Annotated in this window: 16 protein-coding genes and 1 pseudogene; 14 read left to right on the top strand and 3 right to left on the bottom strand. The window is 59.3% G+C overall.

Annotated elements, in window-relative coordinates:
- Positions 1-308 precede the first annotated feature (308 nt).
- The 4 genes and pseudogenes from LVD12_RS03015 to LVD12_RS03000 all read left to right on the top strand — a co-directional run bounded on the left by LVD12_RS03015 (position 309) and on the right by LVD12_RS03000 (position 6,188).
- Positions 309-3,134, top strand: coding sequence for a M16 family metallopeptidase (locus LVD12_RS03015; RefSeq protein WP_237065505.1), 2,826 nt, complete (start codon positions 309-311; stop codon positions 3,132-3,134).
- Between the two features lie 387 nt (positions 3,135-3,521).
- Positions 3,522-4,445, top strand: a pseudogene (rimK, locus tag LVD12_RS03010) (30S ribosomal protein S6--L-glutamate ligase); the annotation flags it as partial.
- Positions 4,428-4,736, top strand: coding sequence for a cation:proton antiporter regulatory subunit (locus tag LVD12_RS03005; protein WP_439651319.1), 309 nt, complete (start codon positions 4,428-4,430; stop codon positions 4,734-4,736). The pseudogene rimK and the gene LVD12_RS03005, both read left to right, overlap by 18 nt.
- A 138-nt stretch (positions 4,737-4,874) precedes the next feature.
- Complete coding sequence (locus LVD12_RS03000; protein WP_237065503.1) at positions 4,875-6,188, top strand: mechanosensitive ion channel family protein; 1,314 nt, start codon at positions 4,875-4,877, stop codon at positions 6,186-6,188.
- Positions 6,189-6,217: 29 nt separating this feature from the next.
- Here the strand turns inward: LVD12_RS03000 and LVD12_RS02995 are convergent, their stop codons facing one another.
- Positions 6,218-6,829: a glutathione S-transferase family protein gene (locus LVD12_RS02995; RefSeq protein WP_237065500.1), complete on the bottom strand. Its 612-nt coding sequence runs from the start codon at positions 6,827-6,829 to the stop codon at positions 6,218-6,220.
- Positions 6,830-6,975: 146 nt separating this feature from the next.
- On the opposite strand from LVD12_RS02995, the gene LVD12_RS02990 reads away from it, so the two are divergent.
- Positions 6,976-8,304, top strand: coding sequence for a metal-dependent hydrolase family protein (locus LVD12_RS02990; RefSeq protein WP_237065498.1), 1,329 nt, complete (start codon positions 6,976-6,978; stop codon positions 8,302-8,304).
- A gap of 70 nt (positions 8,305-8,374) precedes the next feature.
- Here LVD12_RS02990 and LVD12_RS02985 read toward each other — a convergent pair whose 3' ends face one another.
- Both LVD12_RS02985 and LVD12_RS02980 read right to left on the bottom strand, forming a co-directional pair.
- Positions 8,375-9,100, bottom strand: a complete 726-nt coding sequence (locus tag LVD12_RS02985; RefSeq protein WP_237065495.1) for an SIMPL domain-containing protein — start codon at positions 9,098-9,100, stop codon at positions 8,375-8,377.
- A gap of 102 nt (positions 9,101-9,202) precedes the next feature.
- Positions 9,203-10,348, bottom strand: a complete 1,146-nt coding sequence (locus tag LVD12_RS02980; protein WP_237065493.1) for a hypothetical protein — start codon at positions 10,346-10,348, stop codon at positions 9,203-9,205.
- 225 nt (positions 10,349-10,573) lie between these two features.
- On the opposite strand from LVD12_RS02980, the gene LVD12_RS02975 reads away from it, so the two are divergent.
- The 9 genes from LVD12_RS02975 (at position 10,574) to LVD12_RS02935 (ending at position 21,956) form a co-directional block, all read left to right on the top strand.
- Positions 10,574-11,014, top strand: coding sequence for a VOC family protein (locus LVD12_RS02975; protein WP_237065491.1), 441 nt, complete (start codon positions 10,574-10,576; stop codon positions 11,012-11,014).
- A gap of 105 nt (positions 11,015-11,119) precedes the next feature.
- On the top strand, positions 11,120-12,226 hold the full coding sequence (locus tag LVD12_RS02970; protein WP_237065489.1) for a hypothetical protein: 1,107 nt from the start codon (positions 11,120-11,122) through the stop codon (positions 12,224-12,226).
- A complete protein-coding gene (locus LVD12_RS02965) occupies positions 12,223-12,894 on the top strand; it encodes a GntR family transcriptional regulator (protein ID WP_237065488.1) in 672 nt (223 codons plus the stop codon). Before LVD12_RS02970 ends, LVD12_RS02965 begins: the two co-directional genes overlap by 4 nt.
- Positions 12,894-13,202: a DUF6122 family protein gene (locus LVD12_RS02960; RefSeq protein ID WP_237065487.1), complete on the top strand. Its 309-nt coding sequence runs from the start codon at positions 12,894-12,896 to the stop codon at positions 13,200-13,202. Before LVD12_RS02965 ends, LVD12_RS02960 begins: the two co-directional genes overlap by 1 nt.
- Positions 13,203-13,398: 196 nt before the next feature.
- Complete coding sequence (locus LVD12_RS02955; protein WP_237065486.1) at positions 13,399-14,805, top strand: cyanophycinase; 1,407 nt, start codon at positions 13,399-13,401, stop codon at positions 14,803-14,805.
- A gap of 594 nt (positions 14,806-15,399) precedes the next feature.
- Positions 15,400-18,207, top strand: coding sequence for a TonB-dependent receptor domain-containing protein (locus LVD12_RS02950; RefSeq protein WP_237065485.1), 2,808 nt, complete (start codon positions 15,400-15,402; stop codon positions 18,205-18,207).
- Between the two features lie 120 nt (positions 18,208-18,327).
- Positions 18,328-19,833, top strand: a complete 1,506-nt coding sequence (yfcC, locus tag LVD12_RS02945) for a putative basic amino acid antiporter YfcC (protein WP_237065484.1) — start codon at positions 18,328-18,330, stop codon at positions 19,831-19,833.
- Between the two features lie 9 nt (positions 19,834-19,842).
- Complete coding sequence (iadA, locus tag LVD12_RS02940; protein ID WP_237065483.1) at positions 19,843-21,018, top strand: beta-aspartyl-peptidase; 1,176 nt, start codon at positions 19,843-19,845, stop codon at positions 21,016-21,018.
- On the top strand, positions 21,018-21,956 hold the full coding sequence (locus LVD12_RS02935) for a GlxA family transcriptional regulator (RefSeq protein ID WP_237065481.1): 939 nt from the start codon (positions 21,018-21,020) through the stop codon (positions 21,954-21,956). Before iadA ends, LVD12_RS02935 begins: the two co-directional genes overlap by 1 nt.
- Positions 21,957-21,958: the final 2 nt, after the last annotated feature.

The raw sequence follows: 21,958 nt of genomic DNA, 5'->3' as shown, positions 1-21,958 counted from the left end.
GTTTCTCCCGGTGACGAGTTGATCGTCGCGACTCCCGTGAGGTATTTGCCTGGGCGCTCTGGCGCCCTTTTTTGTCTTGGGCCTCCCTTCAGGGGGCATTGCCGGCAAGTCTGGCCTCCCACCGTATTTCTTCCTTTCTTACTTCCTTTCCGGACACGCCTCTCTCCTACAATTAGCCGGCTGATCATCGATTGGCATGGCCTGCACGTAGAAGTCTGTGACACAGGCCGCTCTGATTACGCATTCAAATCAATTGTCAGCCAACTCTGGCGCATGGATTACTACTCTTTTCACAGCCGGAAAACGAAATGACGAAACTCCCAGCTCTGTCTTGTTTGCTTCTGGTATTGGCGTTGCTCGGTGGTTGCGGAGGCGAGCGCAGCGGTGAGGAGGCTCCGCACCGGGCGTTGACGGTCGACCGCGAGGCGGCGGCCAGCAGCAAAGCCGCCGCTACCAGCGGTGATGCCTTTGTGGAGGCGCCAGAAATCCAGATGCCGTTCCACAAGGAGCGCCTGGACAATGGGCTCACGGTGATCGTGCACGAGGATCCCAAGGCGCCGGTGGTCGCGATCAATGTCTGGTACAAGGTGGGCTCAAAGGAGGAGCAGCGCGGAAAAACCGGCTTCGCGCATCTTTTCGAGCACCTGATGTTCAATGGCACCGAGAACTACCCGGGCGAATATTTTGAGCCATTCCAGCGCTCCGGTGCCACTGACATGAATGGCACCACCAACACTGACCGCACCAATTATTTCGAAACCGTGCCGAAAGGGGCGGTGGACATGGCCCTGTGGATGGAGTCGGACCGGATGGGCCATTTCAGTGGCGCCATCACCCAGGAGGTGCTCGATGAGCAGCGGGGCGTGGTCAAGAATGAAAAACGCCAGGGCGAAAATGCCCCCTACGGCAAGGCGTTTGAAACGATTGCCCGCAGTACCTTTCCTCCGCACCACCCGTATTCCTGGACCACCATCGGCTCCATGGAGGACCTGGATAACGCCAGCCTCGATGATGTGAAGCAGTGGTTTGCCGATTACTATCAGCCCGCCAACGCCATTCTCGTCATTGCTGGCGATATTACGGTGGAAGAGGCGATGGCCAAAGCGCGCAAATACTTTGGTGACATTCCCAGTACGGAAGTGCCCCCCAGGGTACAGAACTGGGAAGTACCCATGACAACCAACAAACGGGAAGTGCTGTTTGACCAGGTACCACAGACGCGCATTTACCGGGTGTGGAATGTTCCTGCCATCGGCAGCGAGGAAGAGAACGCCCTCGACCTGATGACATCGCTGCTGGCCAATCGCAAGAATTCGCTGCTTTACCGGCGCCTGGTGCGGGATGAGCAGGTGGCGACCAGTGTGAGTGCGTTTTACTACGGTCGCCAGCTGTCGGGGCAGATCATCGTGATGGTTGATGTAAAGCCCGGAGTCCCCCTGGATAAAGTCGAGACGTTACTGGATGCAGAGCTGCATGAGTTTTCCCGCAAGGGAGTCATTGCTGAGGAGTTGAAGCGGATCAAGCAGAGCGAATTCGCCAGCCTGGTGAAAGGGCTGGAGAAGGTGGGAGGCTTCGGTGGCAAGACTGATATCCTGGCGCGGTCCGAATTCTACTATGGCGACCCGGGCGCGCTGGTATCCAGCCTGAAAGACTACGCCAGGGTATCGGCCGCGGAGGTCCAGGATGTTGCCAAGCGTTGGTTGACCGATGACAGCTATACCCTGGTGATCAAGCCCGAGGAGAAGTTTTCCGCTGCCCGTGAGGGCGCTGACCGCAGCCAGCTGCCACCAGTCGACAAGGCCGTGCAGCTGGATCTGCCGCGGCAACAGGAATTTACCCTCGACAACGGTTTGCGGGTGATTCTGGCTGAACGCCACGATACGCCGGCCGTTTTTCTGAACCTGCAATTTCGTAGCGGCGCAGCCGCTGATGCCGACAGGCCGGGTCTCGCTTCTATCGCTGCGCGCATGCTGAGCGAGGGGGCCGGGAATTACGATAGCCTCCAGTTCAGCTCCCGACAGGAGGAACTCGGAGCGGCGATTACTGCCGGTAGCGGGTTGGATTACAACACCATCGGTCTCAGCGCACTGACTACGCAACTGAAACCCTCCCTCGAGCTGTTTGCGGATGTGGTCATGCGACCGGCTTTCCCGGAACAGGATCTTGCCATCGTAAAGTCAAACCGGATTGACGCCATCGCGCAGGAAAAGGCGCGGCCCCAGGGACTGGCCCTGCGGGAATTGCCGCCGCTGCTGTACGGTGAGGATCATCCATACGGGGCGCCGCTGACCGCCTCCGGTACAGTGGAGGGCATTCAGGCTATCAGCCGGGATGACCTTGTAGCATTCCACGAGACCTGGGTACGCCCGGACAATGCCACTCTGGCGGTAGTGGGGGATGTGACCCGGGAAAAGCTGGAGCCGATGCTGAATCAGATTTTTTCCGGCTGGCGGGTTCCGAAGGCGAAATTGCCGACGATTGACCTCCCTTCAGTGACTCGGCCTGACAGCATGCGGATCTACCTGCTCGACCGGCCGGGTGCCGAACAGAGTTATATCCTGGCGGGGCTGCTGTTACCCCCCTGGCAAAAGGAGGGGGCGGAGGCGTTTGATGCCATGGCATCGGTGATTGCCGGCAAGTTTACCTCCCGGGTCAACATGAACCTCCGGGAAGACAAGCACTGGTCCTATGGTGCCCGGGCCATGACCGTGGACACCGAGGGCAACCGTCCGTACATCCTGTTTGCGCCGGTGCAGACAGACAAGACGGCAGCGGCGCTGCAGGAGCTGTTGAAAGAGTACCGGACTTTCCTGGGAGAGCGCCCGATTACCGAGCAGGAACTGGCTGACTATCGGGACGACGAAGTGCTCAAGCAGAGCGGCGCTTTCGAGACCAAGGGGCAACTTCTCTCTATGATCAACTGGCAACTGGAAAAGGGCCTGCCGCCTGAATATATCGCGGAATATCCGCAGCGGGTTTCGGCGCTCACCGAGGAGACGGTGATGGCGGCAGCACGGGAATTTCTTGCCCCTGAACAGTTCACCTGGGTGATTGTCGGCGATCTCGACAAGATCCGTCAGGAGATCGAGGCGCTGGATCTGGGACCGGTACAGGTTCTGGATCATGAGCTGTGAAATCCGTCAGGGCGGGCAGGGTGCAGGAATCGCCCCCCACACATAGGCGCTTGATTTCTCGTCTGGACGCGGCCAGGGTGACGGTGCACTGGTAATCTTGTGATTTCCCGTTAGGCTAGGATGAGCGACCAAAAAGCGCGCCAGCTTTACCGGGTTTCTCCCCGGGCCGGTGCCCCTGGCTGCTGTAACCGCGCTGTGACAACTCAGAATAAATCGTTTTTCTGCAGTTCCGGACCATCCTTGCTGCTGTGGGTAGGAAGAGAGGGCTGGACGGGCCTGCTTCAACCCCGGTGCACGAACTGCTGCCTGTTGCGGCAGATGCGTGCATGGGCATTCTTTTGGGCAGGCTAGTCCAGGCGGCTGTCCCCACAATAAAAAGGTGACCCCATGAAACTTGCGATTCTCTCCAGAAGTCCCGACTGCTACAGCACCGCCCGTCTCACGGAAGCGGCCAGGAACCGGGGCCACGATGCGGAGGTGCTCGATACTTTCAAGTGTGCCATTGACCTGGAACGCGGTGCTCCTGATCTGTACTACCGGCGCAAGCAGATTGAGGACTTCGATGCCGTATTGCCGCGTATCGGCGCCTCGATCACCTATTACGGCACGGCGGTGGTGCGGCAATTCCAGGAGATGGACGTTTTCTGTGCTAACACCGCCCACGGGATCAACAATTCCCGTGACAAGCTGCGCAGCCTGCAGCTGCTGAGCCGTCACCATATCGGTATTCCCCGGACCACCTTCGTTCACAGCAAGCGCGATGTGTTGCCAGCGATCGAGCGGGTTGGCGGAGCCCCGGTGGTGATCAAGCTGATCGAGGGCACCCAGGGAATCGGGGTGCTGCTGGCGGAGACTGTCAAACAGGCGGAGGCCATCATCGAGTTGCTGCAGAGCCAGAAACAGAACGTTCTGATCCAGAAGTTCGTGGCCGAGAGCAAAGGGCGGGATATCCGCGCCTTCGTGGTTGGAGACCGTGTGGTTGCCGCCATGCGCCGAGTGGCCCAGGGGCAGGAGTTCCGTAGCAATGTGCACCGCGGGGGTATCGCCGAGCGGGTCGAGCTGCCGCCGGAATATGTCGAAACCGCCGTGCGGGCAACCCAGATCATGGGCCTTCAGGTGGCCGGTGTGGATATGCTGGAGAGCAACAGTGGACCGCAGATCATGGAGGTGAATTCCTCGCCCGGGCTGGAGGGGATCGAGACCTGTACCGGCCTGGATGTGGCCGGGGCGGTCATCGAGTATATCGCCGCCCAGGTAGATTTTCCGGAGATCGACGTGCGCCAGCGCCTGACCGTGAGTAAGGGCTACGGTGTCTCGGAAATCTACATTCCGGAAGGGTCGAAGTTTGTCGGCAAGACCATCCGCGGCACCCAGCTCTACGAGCATGACATCAATGTGCTTACGCTCTACCGCGGTGCCAAGGTCATTCCCAACCCCAAACCAGAGCGCGTTCTGGAGCCCAACGACAAGCTGCTCTGCTTCGGCAAGCTGGAGGCGATGCGGGGCATGATTCCGGTCAAGACCCGTCGTCGTCGCCGGCCGGAGATCTCCGACCTGCCTGCGGATGCGGTGCCGGCCGGAACTGCGGAAGTATCCGATTGATCCGCTCGGGTCGCGGTTTGACATGTGGCGCTGATCACCCTGTAAACGGCCGGGGGAGGTCGTGGCGAGTGGCAAGGCTTGCGACAGGGCACGCCGCTGTCCCCGGTGTGGCAGAGTGCCCTCTTGCGGAGCGGATGCATGGAAACCCAAGAGTTACTGGATGAATTAACGCAGACCGCCGGTGAGGTGCTGGCCTCGACCGACCGGATGGAAGTGCTCTGGCAACTGGGCATCATTTCAGCAATCTATGCGTTGGCCTATGTGGTTGCTCATCGCCTGGTCAAGCTGGTGCCCTGGTTCCGGCGCCCGCCGGAGAGGCCGAAGCAGTCACCTATTCATTTACTGACTTACCGTTGCGGTCGGCTGCTGTTTCCCCTCCTGGCCATTCTGCTGCTGCGGATTGACCTGGCGTTTGTTCCCCAGGTTCTCGGCGAGAGCTGGGTCATCCAGGCTGCCCTGGCCGTGGCCATCCTGCTGCTGTTCAGCGATTTCATCAAGCTGGTGATCACCCGGCCCACGGTGGCTACGGTGTTCCGCTGGGTGGGTATGCCCATCCTGTTTCTGTATGTCATCGGTGCCCTCGACGATATCGTGCGGGTGCTGGACTCGATGGCAATCCAGCTCGGTAATATCCGTATCTCTGCCTACGGCATTGCCCGGGCACTGATCTTCGGTTCACTGTTGTTCTGGCTCGGGCGGGTCTCGAACTCCACCGGGCAGACCATTATCCGTAACCAGGAAGCCCTCGATTATCGCACCCGGGAAGTAGCGGCAAAGCTGTTCGAGATTGCCCTGTTTACCCTAGTCTTCATCCTGATTCTCAACCTGATGGGCATCAACCTGACCGCGCTGGCCGTTTTCGGTGGTGCCGTGGGGGTTGGTATCGGTTTTGGGCTGCAGAACATCGCTTCCAATTTCATCTCGGGGCTGATCATCATCCTCGACCGCTCGGTGACCCTCGGCGACTATATCGAACTCGCTGACAGTCGCTGCGGCACCGTCTCCAAACTCAGCCTGCGCGCGGTGACGTTGGAAACTTTTGACGGCAAGGATATCGTCGTACCCAACGAGAAGTTCGTATCGGAATCCTTCGTCAACTGGACCCAGAAGAACCGGAAACAGCGTTATCGCGTGGACTTTTCCGTGTCCTACAGCACCAATGTGCGGCAAGTGGTTGAAATCATCAAAGCGGCGGTGGCTGAGCATCCCCAGGTGTTGAGTGGCGATGATCTTCCCATCGAGGAGCGACCGGACTGCGAAATCGACAGCTTCGGCGACAATGGCGTCAATATGTTCGTCGAGTTCTGGATGCTGGGGGTGGACGACGGCCGTAACCGGGTCGGTGGAGACCTGCTGCTGATTATCCTGGAGACGCTGCAGGAGCACGGGATCGAAATACCGTTCCCGCAGCGGGATGTGCGTATCGTTGAAAAGCCGATATTGGAAATCTAGGGGCCGGTTACCGTTGTCACATGAGGGCGTCAGGCTGAAGCGCTGGGGCGGGCGCTCAGCTCGTCGCGCCAACGCAACAGGTTGGGGTGTTGGTCGGGATCCGGGCGCAGCTTGACCGCCTTGCCGAAGTCCAGTGAGCACAGCATGCCGATATCTGCCACGGAAAAATAGTCGCCCACAAGATACCGGTTCTCTTCCAGGTGCTGGTCCAGCACATCGAAGAACTGTACGGCTTTTCTGCCGCTCTCCTCGCCAAACTCCGGAAAGACTCTCATGCGGTCGGCAAAAAATCCGGTGGTGTGCTGGAAACACATGCCGACATTGAACATCATGTTGAAGTCCCCCCGACGTGTCCACATCTCCACCAGCGCTTTTTCTTTGGGATTACGCCCGAACAGTGGCGGCTCCGGCTGCAACTCCTCGAAGTAACGCTGTATGGCCACAGATTCAGCGATGTGGCTGCCGTCATCGAGCTCCAGCACCGGCACCTTGGCATTGGGGTCCCTGCGCCGGTACTCCTCACTGAGGTTCTCACCCTTGCCAATGTCGACGTGCACATAGTCCATCTCGATGCCTTTCTCGGCCAGAAACATGCGCACCCGGCGACAATTCGGGGCCTGGGCGAATTCGTAGATTTTCATGGGGCTTCCTCTCCGTTCCGCGATTGCGGTAGATTGTAGGACTTTTCTCGCGCCGCCTGGCGAATACCTCTGCGGAATCCCTCGCAGTGGCGCGGTAACCGGATGAAGTCTTGTCCTGAATCTATGCCAGTCACAGGGGCTCTACAATGACAACAAATACCAAACAGCATCGCCTGCGGGCCCGAGTTCTGACCTTGCTGCTGCTTGGCAGCACCTGGATGGTCGCCGCTGCTTCTGCGGAAGAAATTGCCATCTATGCGGGTAAGCTGTTCGATAGTGAGCGCGGCGAGTTGCTGCCGAATCGCACGGTTCACATCGTCGATGGTCGCATTGAATCAGTGCAGGCCGGGTTCGCCAAGCGTGACCGCGAGCGGCTGGTGGACCTGCGGGACTACACGGTCTTGCCTGGTCTGATGGATATGCACACCCACCTTGTGTATGAGTTTGGCCCCCGAGCCTATATGGAAACTTTCACCTGGAATCCGGCTGATTACACTCTGCGCGGGGTCGATGCGGCGCGCCGGACACTGGAGGCTGGTTTTACCACGGTGCGGGACCTGGGCGACAAGGACAATGTGACCGTCAGCCTGCGCAATGCCATCAATGCGGGCACGATTACCGGCCCCCGGATTTTCACCGCAGGCAAGTCCATTGCCACCACCGGCGGTCACGCTGACCCTACCAATGGCCACCGTATGACACTGATGGGCAGCCCCGGTCCCGCGGAGGGAGTGGTCAATGGGGCCGACAGTGCCCGTGAGGCAGTGCGGCAGCGCTATAAGGATGGTGCAGACCTGATCAAGATCACTGCCACCGGCGGTGTGCTCAGTGTGGCCAAGAGTGGGCAGAATCCGCAGTTCATGTCAGACGAGCTGGAATCAATCGTGAAAACGGCGAAAGACTACGGTTTCACCGTGGCCGTGCACGCTCACGGTAAGGAGGGTATGGAGCGGGCGATCCGGGCCGGGGTCGACTCCATTGAGCACGGCACTTATATGGATGCGGAGACCATGGACCTGATGCGCCGGCACGATACCTGGTATGTGCCTACCATACTGGCAGGAGAGTGGGTCACGGAAAAGGCGGCTGTCGAGGGGTTTTTCCCGGAGGTGGTGCGCAGCAAGGCCTCCACCATCGGGCCGCTGATCCGCGATACTTTTTCCGAAGCCTACAAGCGCGGGGTCAAAATCGCCTTCGGTACGGACAGCGGGGTAAGCCCTCACGGGGACAACGGACGGGAGTTTGCGCTCATGGTTGGTGCCGGCATGCCTCCCGCGGATGCAATCCGCAGTGCTACCTGGAATGCAGCCCAGCTACTCGACATGGAGGATGAACTGGGGAGTATCAGCCCCGGCAGGCATGCGGACATCATCGCCGTAAAAGGCAACCCGCTGGAGGATATCACTGAGTTACAGCGCGTCCAGTTTGTGATGAAGGGGGGCGAGGTGTTCAAGCCGGTGCAGACCAGGCAGTGACTCTCGAGGAATTATCAAAGAGAGGGCGCCGCGAGGCGCCCTGTCTTTTTTGGAGAGGCCGTGCCCTGCCTCAATCTGCCAGTTCGAATACCAGATCCAGGTTGACCGTGAGAGTGGTCTCCCCCGGTGCGACCGGCGCGCGCGCATCGGCCGAGGCCATCTCAGCTCGCATCATGGGGCGAGGCATATCGACACTGCCGCCCTCGGAGACGCTGACCAGTCGCCGGACTTCCATGCCCAGCGCCTCGGCATAGGTCTCTGCCCGCGCCCTGGCTTTCTCCAGTGCCTGCAGGCGCGCTTCCGCCAGTACCGGTTCCGGCTCACCGATTTCCAGGTTGGGACCATGGATCTGGTTGGCTCCGGCCTCAGTGAGTGCATTCAGCACGTCTCCCAGTTCACCAATCTCGCGCACCTTCAGGCTGACGGTGTTGCGGGCGATATAGCCGACCAGGGTGCGGCCGGGGCGATTGGGGCTACCGGCGCTGTTGGGTGGATACTCATAGCGCGGTGTGAGACTGATGCCGGATGTCTGCACATCCTTCTCCTCGATACCTGCCTTGCGGATTGCCTTGACCACCTTTTCCATTTGCTCGGCGTTGGATTTCATCGCCGTCTCGCTGTCTTTCGCTTCCGTGACGACTCCGGCGCTGAGGCTGGCCATATCCGGTACCCGCGTGGCTTCACCGGTGGCGGAGATTGAGACCAGTGTGCCGTGAGTCGCCGGTGCATTGCCATTGCCGCATCCTATCAGGCCGAGGGTGAAGAGGGCGGCGAGAGAGAGCTTAAGCATTTTCATGACATATTCCTTTTTGTGTTGCCTGCCCCGCTGGCGAGGCGGTCGAGAAGGCCTATCCTAGTTTTTCCAAGCTGAATGGCGGCTGAGTGCTCTGAGTCGGTCTCAACCAAAAACCTGGCGGTAATCCTCATTTTCGGCATGGTAGATGGCGAAGCCGAGGCGCAACAGGCGCTGGCGCCGATCACAGAGAACTCCGCGCTGCTGCAGTTCCTCCTGCAGCTGGCCGGATCTTTCTGCGGTGGTGCAGTCGAAGGTGAAGAAATGCCCGTGACCACTGTGCAGGTCATGGTGGATCAGGTTGTCACGGTTCAGCAGAGGGTGTTCCGCCCTGTCCATGGTGTCGAGGAAGCGCTGCTGTGCGTTTTTCACATACTGGTGGATTTTATCGACGGTGACACCCTCGCGGGCGAACTGCTGCATGACAGCGAGTCCCCGGTACAGTGCTGAGTAGTCCATGGTGGCGCCGGCGAAGCGCAGCCAGTTATCGGCATAACCCACCCGGTCTGCACGGTTTTCCAGCTCCGCCAGCTCTGCGAACCAGCCGGTATTGCGGGGGCGCAGGGGGCAGTTGGCGGGAATGCTCATAAAACAGAGCCCTTCGCCTGCACCGAGGTATTTATAGGAACCAGCGGTGTAAAAGATTTTGTCTCCCACGCCGGCCAGATCGGTGGGCAATGCGAAAAAACCGTGGTAACCGTCGATGACGAACTCGGTGCGTTCCGGTTTGTTGGCAGCAATCTCCAGAAGTTTGGGGAAGACCACCCCCGAGCCGAAAAATACCTGGCTGGCGTAAGCGAGGTGGTAATCCCCCCGGTGCAGCTCCTCCTCGAAACGCGAGGCGAGGGTATCGAAGGGCTCGCGGTGGACACGCGTAATTTCGATATTGGGTTCCTCTTCCAGTCTCTGCAGTTGCCGGGCGAAGCTGTAAAACTCGCCATCTGTGGTCAGTATGCGCAGTGGCTTGGTGGGGTCGAAGGCACTGATCAGCCGGTAGACCAGCTCGTGGGTATTCGGGGCAATGGCGATACGTTCCGGCGCTGGGAGATTGAGGGCCCCGGCGACTGCGCGCTGCCAGTCGGGGATTTTCTCCCCGAAGATCAGTTCCCACTTGCTGTCGGCGTGCTGTGCCGCGTCATGCCAGTACTGCAACATGGCTTCCCGTGTCACATCCGGCCAGAAGTGATGGGAATGGCAGGCCATGTGCAAAGTGGGGTAGGCGGCGTCAGGCGCCGCTGAGGAAGCCTGCAAAAATTCTCGAAAGTATTTCTGATACATTTGATGCTGGTGTCCGATCCTGTGAACTTTTATCGTGCCGCGGCGATTGTAGCCTCTCCGCCACTATAATCGCACAGCGCCCGGGCGGAGAATCGACACATTCGCCCGGTTTATCAAAGGTATAGGCACAATCGATTGGATCCGGCAGCGATGGTGCCATTCAATGCCAGCTGTTACCCACCTGATGAGGAGTTATTGATGGAATATCTGCACACCATGGTTCGCGTTTCCAACCTCGAGGAATCCCTCAAGTTCTACTGCGAAAAGCTTGGCCTGCAGGAAGTCAGCCGCATGGACCATGACAAGGGGCGCTTTACGCTGGTATTCCTGGCGGCCCCCGGTGATGCCGAGAGCGCCCGAGAGAACAAGGCGCCATTACTGGAGTTGACCTACAACTGGGATCCGGAGACTTACAGCGGTGGGCGAAACTTTGGCCATCTGGCCTATCGTGTGGATAATATCTACGCCATCTGCCAGCGATTGATGGATGAGGGTGTGACCATCAATCGCCCGCCCCGAGACGGTCATATGGCGTTCGTGCGTTCCCCCGATGGCATCTCCATCGAATTGCTGCAAAAGGGCGAGTCCCTCGACCCGCAGGAACCCTGGGCGTCCATGGAGAATACCGGGGAGTGGTGAATGCCGGGGCCCGGTCCCGCGGAAAGCCCGGGGCCTTCCGGGCGGCTGCCGAACAAGAATGAGAATGCGCGGTGAGCCGTGCATCGCGTGTAGTAGAGAGCTTCAGTGAAAAAGCCAAGTTGTGTTTTGCTGGCGGGTGCCAATGCGGCCCGGCAGATTCGAGAGGAGGGGCTGCGTGCCGAGCGGGTCTCCACCCTGATCGGAGCCTCCGGCGGACCGAAGTGGCTGGTGATCAGCCAGTTGGACCGGGTGCTCATTGGCGAATTCTTTCGCGACCGAAAAGAGCCCGTCGTGACGCTTGGCTCATCCATCGGCAGCTTTCGCAATATGTGCTATGCCATGGACGACCCGCTGGCGGCGCTGGAGCGCCTTGAGTACGGCTATGTGAACCAGGTCTATGACTCTGGAAAGCCCACGCCGGACGAGATCACGGCTCAGGCCGGAAAAATACTCGAAGGAGTGCTGGGAAGTGACGGTGCCCGCCAGGTAGCCGGCAACAACATCTGGCAGAGCCATTTCGTGACCGTGCGTGGCCGGGGGCCCCTCGCGAGTGAGCGCCGGGCGGTGCTGGCACCGGCCCTGCTCACCTCTGCACTGGCCAATGCCTTTACCCGCAGGAGTCTCAGCGCATTCTGGGACAGGGTTGTGTTCCATGCCGGCAGCGAGTCCCGGGTGGGGTTTCGCAATCTGCGCACGGTAGATGTCCCCCTGAATGAAGACAACGTCTGCCCCGCGGTTCTCGCCAGTGGCTCCATTCCCCTGGTGATGGCGGGCATTCGCGACCCCCACGGCGCACCGCGCGGTAATTATCGGGACGGCGGAATTACCGATTACCATTTCGACCTGGGTTTCGAGCGGCCCCCCGGGCTGGCGCTCTACCCGCACTTTTTCCCCTACATGGTGCCCGGCTGGTTTGACAAGAGCCTCAGCTGGCGCTGGGTCCGGGGTGGTGCCATGGCGGATACGCTACTGGTGGCGCCATCTCCCGGCTTCGTGGCGGATTTGCCTTTCGGCAAGATTCCGGACCGGGACGATTTCGTGCGCCTCAGCACGGCAGAGCGGTTGAAGTACTGGCATGCGGTGATCGATGCCAGTCAGCGGGTGGCAGAGGATTTTCACGAATTGTGGCAGACTGGCAGGATTCCTGACCAAATGATTGAAGTGGGGGCCGATGATGTCCTCCATCGTCTGCCCAAGGTGAGTGCTGCATGACCGTGTCCCAGGAGTTCAATATCCCGCAGGAGGAGTACCGCACCACGCAGGAGCGGGTTTATTACCAGGTGCGGGATGCGATCCTGAGGGGCAAGTTCCTTCCCGGGCATGCCATCACCATTCGCGGCCTGGCCGCGGAGCTCGACTGCAGCCCTATGCCTGTGCGTGAAGCCCTTCGGCGGCTGACCTCGGAGCGGGCGCTGGAGCTCTCGGATACCCGCCGCGTGACCGTACCGACAATGACCCCGGAAAAACTGGCTGAGATTTGCGCTGCCCGGGTTTCCCTGGAGTGCCAGGCGGCAGAGCAGGCCCTGCCTTTTGTCGGGCCGAAGGAGCTGGAGCTGTTGCGCCAGCTCGACGGCCGCGTGACCACCGCCCTGGAAGAAAAGGATATCGAGGAATATGTCACGGCCAATCTCGAGTTCCACTTCACTCTGTATCGGCTCGGTCATCCCCATATCATCCTCTCCCTCATCGAGAGCCTCTGGCTGCAGACGGCACCGCTGCAGCATCTGGTATTCCAGCGCTTTGGAGTACAGGAGTTGCCGGATCGGCACCAGGACCTGATCGAAGCCATTGCCTCCGGAGATCCGGTACGGGTGCGGACTGCCGTTCGACAGGATATTGAAGAGGGGCTGGGTTCCATTTCTGCCGAGGAGCTGCTTTGATGCCTGTATTTCTCAGCTGGATCCTGCACGTTGCTGCACCACTCGCGGTAGCCTGGTATTTTTTCCGCGCGCAGTGGAAGCGTGCTGCACTCTTTATGCTGGCCGCTAATCTGGTGGCGCTGGACCGTGTCTTTTTCGAAGCGGCAGAGACACCGACCAACTGTGCGATCAACGCCTACCCCCTGCATATGATGCTGCCAATCTCTCTGTACGGGGCCATGATGTTCCTGCCGTGGTTGCCGGTGCGCTGGCTCGGCATAGGGTTGGTGCTGCACATGTTGGTTGATGCCCTGGGGTGCGGACTCTAACAGCACCTCAACCCGCCAATCAGGTACAGCTTCAGCGCTCAAACCCTCAAAAATGTTCTCATTGCTCCCTTGATTTGCCTGTTTTTGACTTCGGTCGGACTGGTTCACTGTTGCCGGGCACAAAGCGGTTAATCTTTGATGACAGAACAATAACCAGCCGGAGAAACCGCCGGCACTGCACATCAAGGAGCACGCCATGTTCGCGCGAACAGCTTTTGTCCTATGCCTCGCCCTGGCCAGCCACGGATCGCTGGCCTGCATTTCCCAGGAATCCGAATCCAACGACGCCGAAGCGGATGCCGATGGCCCTGTCTGTTCCTCGCAGGCTGTGACTGGCGGTATTGACGGGCGCCGGGATCAGGATTGGTATTACTTCGATGTAAACCAGGCTGCGACTCTGACGATTTCCCTCGATCATGACGGGCGGGATGACTTTGACTGGTACCTGTACGACCCGCAGAGGCAACTGTATGCGGCGGAAACGGGCAGCGTACCCGAGGCGGCCAGCGTCAGCGTGGATGGAGTGGGCCTCTACACCCTGAAAGTCACCCGCTACAGGGGGCAGGGCGCCTACACACTGGATGTGGCGGGCATACCCGATAGCGGCACCGGGGGCGGGGATACAGGCGGTGGCGACACCGGTGGTGGTTCTGGCGGCAGTTGTGACCAGGGGCCGCGCCCGTCTAAACCGGGTGGTCTGACCAGTTACCTCACCGGCAATGCGGCGGATGCCTGTGTGTCCCAGTCCAGTGGCGGTCTGCTGGTAATGGGGGGCGGTACCGATGTGGACGCTGCATTTACCCGCCGGGTGAAGCCCCTGATCGGGGGCGGTGATGTGGTGGTGCTGCGCACCTCCGGTAGCGACGGTTACAACGATTATCTATTGAATTTGCTGGGCGCAGACTCGGTAGAGACGCTGATGGTGGATCGTCCCCAACATGCTGAAAGCGACTATGTGGCCTGGGCGATTCGAACGGCGGAATTTGTCTGGATTGCCGGTGGTGACCAGTCCGATTACCTGAACCAGTGGCAGGGCACCCTGCTGCAGGCTGCGCTGGATGAAGTGCTTGCCCGGGGTGGTGTACTGGGCGGGACCTCTGCGGGTGCGGCGGTACAGTCCGAGTATATCTACGATCCTGACGGCGTGCTGGGGGCATATTCTTCCGAGGCGGTAACGGACCTCTGCCACGAGTATATCAATGTTTCCACCGGCTTCCTGGGTACGGCGACCATGCAAAATGTGATCGTGGATACCCATTTTGCTGAACGCGACCGGATGGGCCGCCTGATGGCCTTTATGGCGGGGCTGCCAAATGGTATCCGGGGCATCGGTGTTGACGAGGCCACTTCGATCTTCTTTACCAGCGATGGCCACGGTGTCGTCGATGGCAGTGGCAATGTCTATATCCTGGCCGAGGACGGGAGCACTTCCCGTACCCAGGCCAGCTGTGGCTCACCGGTCATTTACGAGGGTGTGCTCCGTTACAAGCTGTCGGAGTTTGATGAGTTCAACATCCTGACCGGTGCAACCAGCGTCTCGCCGAAGCGTATCGGCATTGATGGGCGCGACAATGACTTTTACATAAACCAGCCGTACCAGTAACGGCACTTTACTGAAGCACTGGTCACTGTAGTGAAGGCGGCTTGGGTGAAATTCCCAAGCTGGCCTTTTTTTTGATGACAGTTTTCCCTCTCTGGCAAGTCCTGCAGCCCGTGCATTTTTTGAGCGCCGGCGAAAGATAATTTGGTTTCGTCAGGCCCAAACCGCCGACTTCTGTGCTCTTTCAGAAAGGCTTTACAGCATTTTGTCGCCGTGATAAAAAACTCCAAAGTTTGCAAATAAGAACGTAAACCAGCCAACGCCAAGCGCTATGAACTCAAGCAACGTGGTTACAACTGCTGCTGTCGAGCGCTGCTCTGCCAACTACTACCTCAGCGAGTGGTTTGACGAGTAGCTTCCTTTCGGCACGACCGGACGCTCTGAAGTGTTGAGCGTGCTGCCGAGCACAAGGAAGCTATAAGTCGGATTTCTGTTTCCCGCCTTATTGCCAATCAACCATACGCAAGATAGCTGTGTCTGATGCATGGTGCCTTGTGCCAATCCCGGTGAGCCGATTCCTGTCAGTTTGCATCGCCCGCGGTGCGAGTGATGACTCATCAAAAAAAGGCCAAAGGTCTCAACAACGAGGGAAACACAATGAATAAGAGAACCCATCTCTACCAGGCCATTCGTGTGGCAATCGGTTGTTCTCTGGTTAGCGGAAGCGTTTATGCGCAGGAAGTGCCGCGACCAGCAGAGGAAGCCGTTGAGGAAGTAGTGGTTACCGGTACTCACATCAAAGGATTGGACACCGAGGGGGCGGTGCAGGTAGTTCAGATCGGCCGCGATGAGATTGAAGCGTCCGGTGCGACCTCCCCGATCGAGATTCTGCAGGAGCTGACCCAGACCGGTGGCGGAAACGGTACCTTTTCCACCACCACCGCAGGTCCGCTGTCGAGCAACACTCCCGTAGGCGCCGCCGGTGTCTCACTGCGCGGCCTGGGCGCATCTGCCACGCTGGTGCTGGTGAATGGTCGCCGGGTTTCCGTCAGCTCTTTCGCCAAGGGCCAGGAGTCCTTTGTCGACGTGAACTCTATCCCACTGTCTGCCATTGAGCGTGTGGAAGTGCTGCCTAGTGGTGCCGCTGCGACCTACGGCGCCGATGCGGTAGCCGGTGTGGTCAACTTCGTATTGCGCGATGATTTCGAGGGCAGCGAGATTACCCTGTCCCACGGCAACTCCACTGCCAGCTCCGATGAAGGCAAGTACAACCTGAACTGGGTCTGGGGCCACAAGGGTGAGCGCAGCCACACCATGCTGGTGGCAGACTTCTTTACCCGCAACGCGCTCTACGATCGCGACCGCGATATCACAGCGAACTCCATCCGCCCGAGCCAGCAGGGTGTCTACCCGAGCTTCAACGATCTGTTCGCCATGTACTACGACCAGACTGAAGCACCTGTGAATGGAGGTTGCCCGGAGGACCAATTTGGTTTTGGCAGCTTTGGCGAATACTGTGAGTTCAATACCAACGCCTATGTGGCAACTCAGGATGAATATGAGAGTGGGAGCCTGGTCGGTACCTTCAACTATCAGCTGACCGATGATGTGGAATGGTTCAATACCGCCATGGTGCAGATGAACCAGTCCCGGGGCACGGGCTCTCCGGCCAATTTCAGCCGCGCACCTTTTGACCCTGAGAGCCCGCTCTGGCCGGAAGAGCTGAAGGCCGACATCGTTGAAGAAGGCTCGTTCAGCCCGGACTTCCCGACCACCGACTTCAGCGATTTTTACGGATACCCGATTTTTGCCTGGGGTAAGTTCCCGGATCCTCGTGCGGTCGAAGTGGAAAACCAGTCCATGCGCCTGGTGTCGGGGCTGCGTGGTGACCTGAACGGCTGGGACTGGGAAGTGGCAGCCAATGTCGGCCGTAGCGAGTCTGAGCAGCGCGGTATTTCGGGGCTCTACAATTCTGAAGCCTTCTACAATGCAGCGCTCGGCAACCTGTGTACCGATGGCACTGTCGTGAATCGCTGGGATGTGGATCTGGTTCGTCCGGGTGCAAGCTTCAGCGGTGAAACTTGTGAAGCTAACGGTAAAACCACTGCTTGGTACAACCCCTTCGATGGACAGGCCGAACAACTGGATGTTGTAAACGACTACGTGCGCACTGATGCGATGCGTGAGGGTGTTTCCAGCCTGTACGCGATCGATGGCAACCTGTCCGGTTCCTGGATCGAGCTGCCTGCTGGTGCCGTGCAGGTTGCGGTGGGTGCCGAATTCCGTCGCGAGACCGTCGAGGACACACCTTCCGGCGACGCGGTGTCCACTACTCTGAACCCAGAGCCGATCCTTGGCTTCAGCTCCACTTCCGCTGATGCCGAGCGCGATCAGTGGGCGGTATATATGGAGCAGATGATCCCGGTTGCGGCCAACACTGAGCTGCAGCTGGCTGTCCGCTACGACTACTACGACAGCTTTGGTGGCGACACCAACCCGAAAGTCGCCCTGCGTCATGCTTTCAACGATGCCATTATCTTCCGCAGTAACTGGTCCACTTCCTTCCGGGCGCCTTCTCTGGCCCAGGTTGGTGCCGGTACCCTGTTGAGCAGCTACACCGTTGACTGTTCCGTAACGCCAGGCGCCTGTGATGGATTGGCGGATGAAAGCGGTGAATCGCTGTTGTCTGAAGAAGTGAGCAACGACGATCTCAAGCCGGAGACTGCGACCACCTGGGGTGCCGGCTTCCTGCTGAAGCCGACAGCTGATACCGAGCTGACCATCGACTACTGGAACATCGAGCACGAGAACCTGGTCGGTGTGGAGGAGGATGACTTTATCCTGCGCGCACTGAATGGCGAGTATCCCGTCGTTGGCGAGGGGGAGTTGCCCACTGGCCAGCCCGGTCTCGAGGTCGCCAATGGCTTTGTAGTCGACTCCCACTTCGAGCTGACCAATCTCGGCTGGCAGAAGACCAGTGGTGTGGATATGGCGTTCACCCAGTATTTCGATACTGACAACTGGGGTAGCTTCCGCTTTGTTCTGGATGGCACCTACCTGAGCGAGTTCGACAAGTTGCCTTCCGATACCTTCGGTATCATCAGCGAGGCCGGTCAGTACACCTATCCGCGCTGGCTGGCAAAGACCTCTCTGCGCTGGCGCTACGAGGACTGGTCTGCCCAGCTCGGAGCCCGCTACACCCACAGCTACATGGATGACCCGAGTCCCCGTGTGCTTGAGGCGGTTGGGCTGCCGGACGACGCCGCAGTTGAAGTAGATTCCTGGACAGTGTTTGACCTGAGCCTGAGCCGCGACTTCAACAACGGCAGCTATGCCAGCCTGCGCGTCAACAACCTGCTGGACGAAGAGCCGCCACTGGTACTGGGTACCGGTGCCAATGTGGATCACTTCAACCACAGCTCCATGGGTCGTTTTGTGACCCTGCGTTACAGCTACGCCTTCTAAGCGCAGTTGTATCAAGCGGGCGGTACCCTTGGGTGCCGCCCAGATAGCCGGGGCAGGGTAGTGCAAAACCATTCCCTGTTACCGGCATGCTAAATAGTTATTTCTTCCTGGTGTACCTCTATGCAAGCTTCTGCACCTGAAGTCGAAAGCCAACAGCAAAATGCAGTGGCCGCAGAGCCCAAATGGGCCATGCCGGATACCTACCTGATTCTGCTGTTTGTGGCCTTGCTCGCGTTTGCGCTGAATTTTTTGATCCCTGCCGGCACCTACGAGACCATGGTGGTCAATGAGCGTACGGTTGTGGACCCGAGCACCTATCAACAGGTGGCAGAAGAGCCTCAGGGCCTGGCCATATTTGCCGAGGGTGGCAATATCGGGCTGTTGAATTTTGCCTTTGAGGGGATGGTTTCCGGCTCCAAGTGGGGCGCCTCCATCGGTGTATTTGCGTTTATCCTGTTGACCGGTGGTGCATTTGGTCTGATTTTTGCCAGTGGCTCGGTTGAACGCGGCCTCTTTCAGGTAATTGCCAAAAACCGTGAGGCTGGCGGTCTCTACCTGGCAATTCTCTGTGTCATGTTTTCTGCCGGCGGTGCCGTGTTCGGCATGGGTGAGGAGGTCATTCCCTTTACTCTGATTGTGGTGCCGCTGCTGGTTGCCATGGGTTATGACAGTATCACTGCCCTGCTGGTGACCTATGTGGCGACCCAGGTAGGTTTCGCCACATCCTGGATGAACCCGTTCGGTGTCAGTATTGCCCAGGGCATTGCCGATGTTCCCCTGATGTCCGGCAGCGTCCCGCGCATGATCCTCTGGGCAGGGGCCACCGCTTTCCTCGTGTTGTTTACCTTGCGTTACGCTCTGCGCGTCCGCAACAACCCGGAATCTTCCCTGGCGTATCAGTCGGATGAGGTGCACCGCAACAAGCGGCAGTCCCTCGATGCACTCCAGACCATGGTGCGGGGCGATGGCTTGGTGTTGCTGCTCTTTGCTGCCGGTATCGCCTGGATGATCTGGGGGGTCGTGGAGCGTGAGTACTTCCTGCCGGAGATTGCCAGCCAGTTCTTCACCATGGGCATCGTGATCGCGATTGTCGCCATCGCCTTTGGCCTCAATGGGCTGACTGCAAACAAGGCCGCTGCGGCCTTCAAAGAGGGGGCGCAGCAATTGTTGCCCGCGGCCATGGTGGTGGCTTTTGCCAAGGGGATCGTGCTCCTGCTTGGCGGCGACGACCCCAGCAGCCCCAGTGTGCTCAACACCATACTGAACTGGGCGGGCCAGGGCCTGGCCGATGTGTCGGGCACAGTTTCGGCCTGGTGCATGTTGCTCTTTCAGACCGTTTTCAATTTCTTCATCACTTCCGGATCCGGGCAGGCGGCACTCACCATGCCGATTATGGCGCCGCTGGCAGATGTGGTTGGTGTTACCCGACAGACCGCTGTGCTGGCTTTCCAGCTGGGGGATGGCTTCAGCAATGTGGTTGTGCCCACCTCCGCCGCACTGATGGGATGCCTGGGTGCCGCGCGTCTCGACTGGGGGGTATGGATTCGCTTCGCTCTGCCGCTGATGGCCTGGCTGTTTGCCCTGGCTTCCGTGGCAGTTGTTCTCGCCGCTTTAACCGGATTTTAAGCAGTACTTATGTCAAGAATCGTTCTAATAAAAAACGCCCATGTGTTTGCCCCCAGGGATCTCGGTGTGTGCGATGTGCTGGTCGCGGGCGAAAAAATTGAAAAAATCGATCAGGGCCTGAGCCTGCCTGCAGCCATTGGTGAAACAGTGGACGCAGACGGGGCCTGGTTGATCCCCGGTCTTGTGGACTCTCTGGTGCATATCAGTGGCGGTGGAGGTGAGGGTGGCTTTGCTTCCCGCACACCAGAGCTGGATCCCCGCGAGGCCTTTGAATCCGGCGTTACCACCGTCATCGGTGTGCTGGGCACGGACGCCACAACACGTACCCTGAATGAACTGTATGGCAAGGCGCGCGCGCTGGATGCTCAGGGATTGTCCTGTTACATGCACAGCGGCTCCTACCAGTTTCCGGTGAATACGCTTACCGGGAGCGTGCGCACCGACATCATGCTGGTGCACAACATTATCGGTGTCGGTGAACTGGCGATTTCTGATCACCGCTCTTCCCAGCCGTCGACTGCCGAGCTGGTTCGGGTAGCATCGGACGCGCGGGTGGCGGGCCTGCTGAGTGGTAAGAGTGGTGTGATCAGTATTCATGTAGGCGACTGTAAAGGGCGCCTGCAACCGCTGTTTGACGCGGTCGCGTCCTCTGATATCCCTATCAGCCAGTTCTATCCCACGCATATGAACCGCAACGACAAGCTGCTCGCGCACGGGGTCGAGTTCGCGCAGGCGGGCGGCTTCATCGACTTCACCACCTCCACCACTCCGGAGATTCTTGCCAGCGGCGAGCTGCGTGCGAGTCGCGCGCTGCGGGTGGCGCTGGAATCCGGTGCCCCGGCCGAGCGACTGACCATGTCTTCGGACGCGCAGGGATCGATGACCAATTTCTGCGATAACGGAACGCTGCAGGATATCGAAGTAGGCTCCGTGGCCAGTCTGTTCGATGAGTTCCGCCGGGCAGTGCAGGACGAGCAGGTGCACTTCGTCAAGGCCCTGCAGTCGGTCACCGCAAACCCGGCCAGGGTGCTGGGGCTGCGCAACAAGGGCTGCGTGTCTGAAGGCCTCGATGCAGATCTCAGTATTGTGGATCCCGACAGTTTTGAAATACAGCATGTCATGGCCCGGGGCCGCTGGCAGTATTTTGATCGTCAATTGCGTTTCCAGGGAGCGTTTTCCAGCTAATGAATCAGGGTGCAGCCACTTCCGTAGCCATTGTCCTGCTACCGGGTTTCTCCATGGGGGCACTCGGGGTGTTGATGGAGCGATTTACTCTCGCAGGTGGCGCAGCCCCGCTGATCTTCAGTTGCTGCGGTGAGAAAATGGTTGCAGCGGAGCACGGTGTGCAGGTACAGGCACAGGTGTTACCGCCTCTGCCTCTCACTGCGCACACACTGATCGTCTGCGGAGGCAGGCAATCTCAGCCCATGCCCCGCGAGACCAGCGAACAGTTGTTGCGTCATGCACGGGGGGCAACTTACCGGATCGGCATCGGCGGGGGGGTACTGTTGATGGCGCAGGCGGGCCTTCTCGATGGGCACCGGGTTAGCCTCGCTGAGGGCTTGCGGCCCCAGCTGCAACAGACGGGCCGACCCGTGGTGCCAGAGGGGAGTCCCTTTACCCGCGACGCGAACCTCTGGACCTGTTCCAGTGAGGACGGCCTGCCGCTGATGCTGGATACCCTGTTGCCGGTCTGGAGCGGGGAGGGCGATGACGGGGGGCTACAGCTCCAGAGTGAAGTCGAGGACCGTTTGACGCTGGCCGAGGCCCAGGCCTTGATGCGCAACAACCTCGCGGAGCCATTGGCGACCGGGGAAATTGCCGGCTATCTGGGAATTTCCAGCAAGAAGCTGGAGCGGATCTTCAAGCGATTTGTCGGTCAGCTGCCGGCGAGGTTTTATATCGGCCTTCGCCTGTCGCTGGCGCGGGACCTGCTGCACCACAGCAGCCTCAGTATCGAGGAGATCGGCAAGCGCTGTGGGTTCAGTTCCCCTTCCCATTTCAGTCGCGCTTTCAGGAATCATTTCGGCTGCACCCCGCGCACGGAGCGGCAACAGTTTGTCTCCATGTGGGAGCCCCTCGCTGGCTGGGGGGCAGGTAACAGAGCATGTATCGCAGGATGAGA

This window comes from Microbulbifer guangxiensis, from assembly GCF_021729075.1.
GTDB lineage: Bacteria > Pseudomonadota > Gammaproteobacteria > Pseudomonadales > Cellvibrionaceae > Microbulbifer > Microbulbifer guangxiensis.
This window is presented reverse-complemented; position numbering and strand designations above follow the sequence as displayed.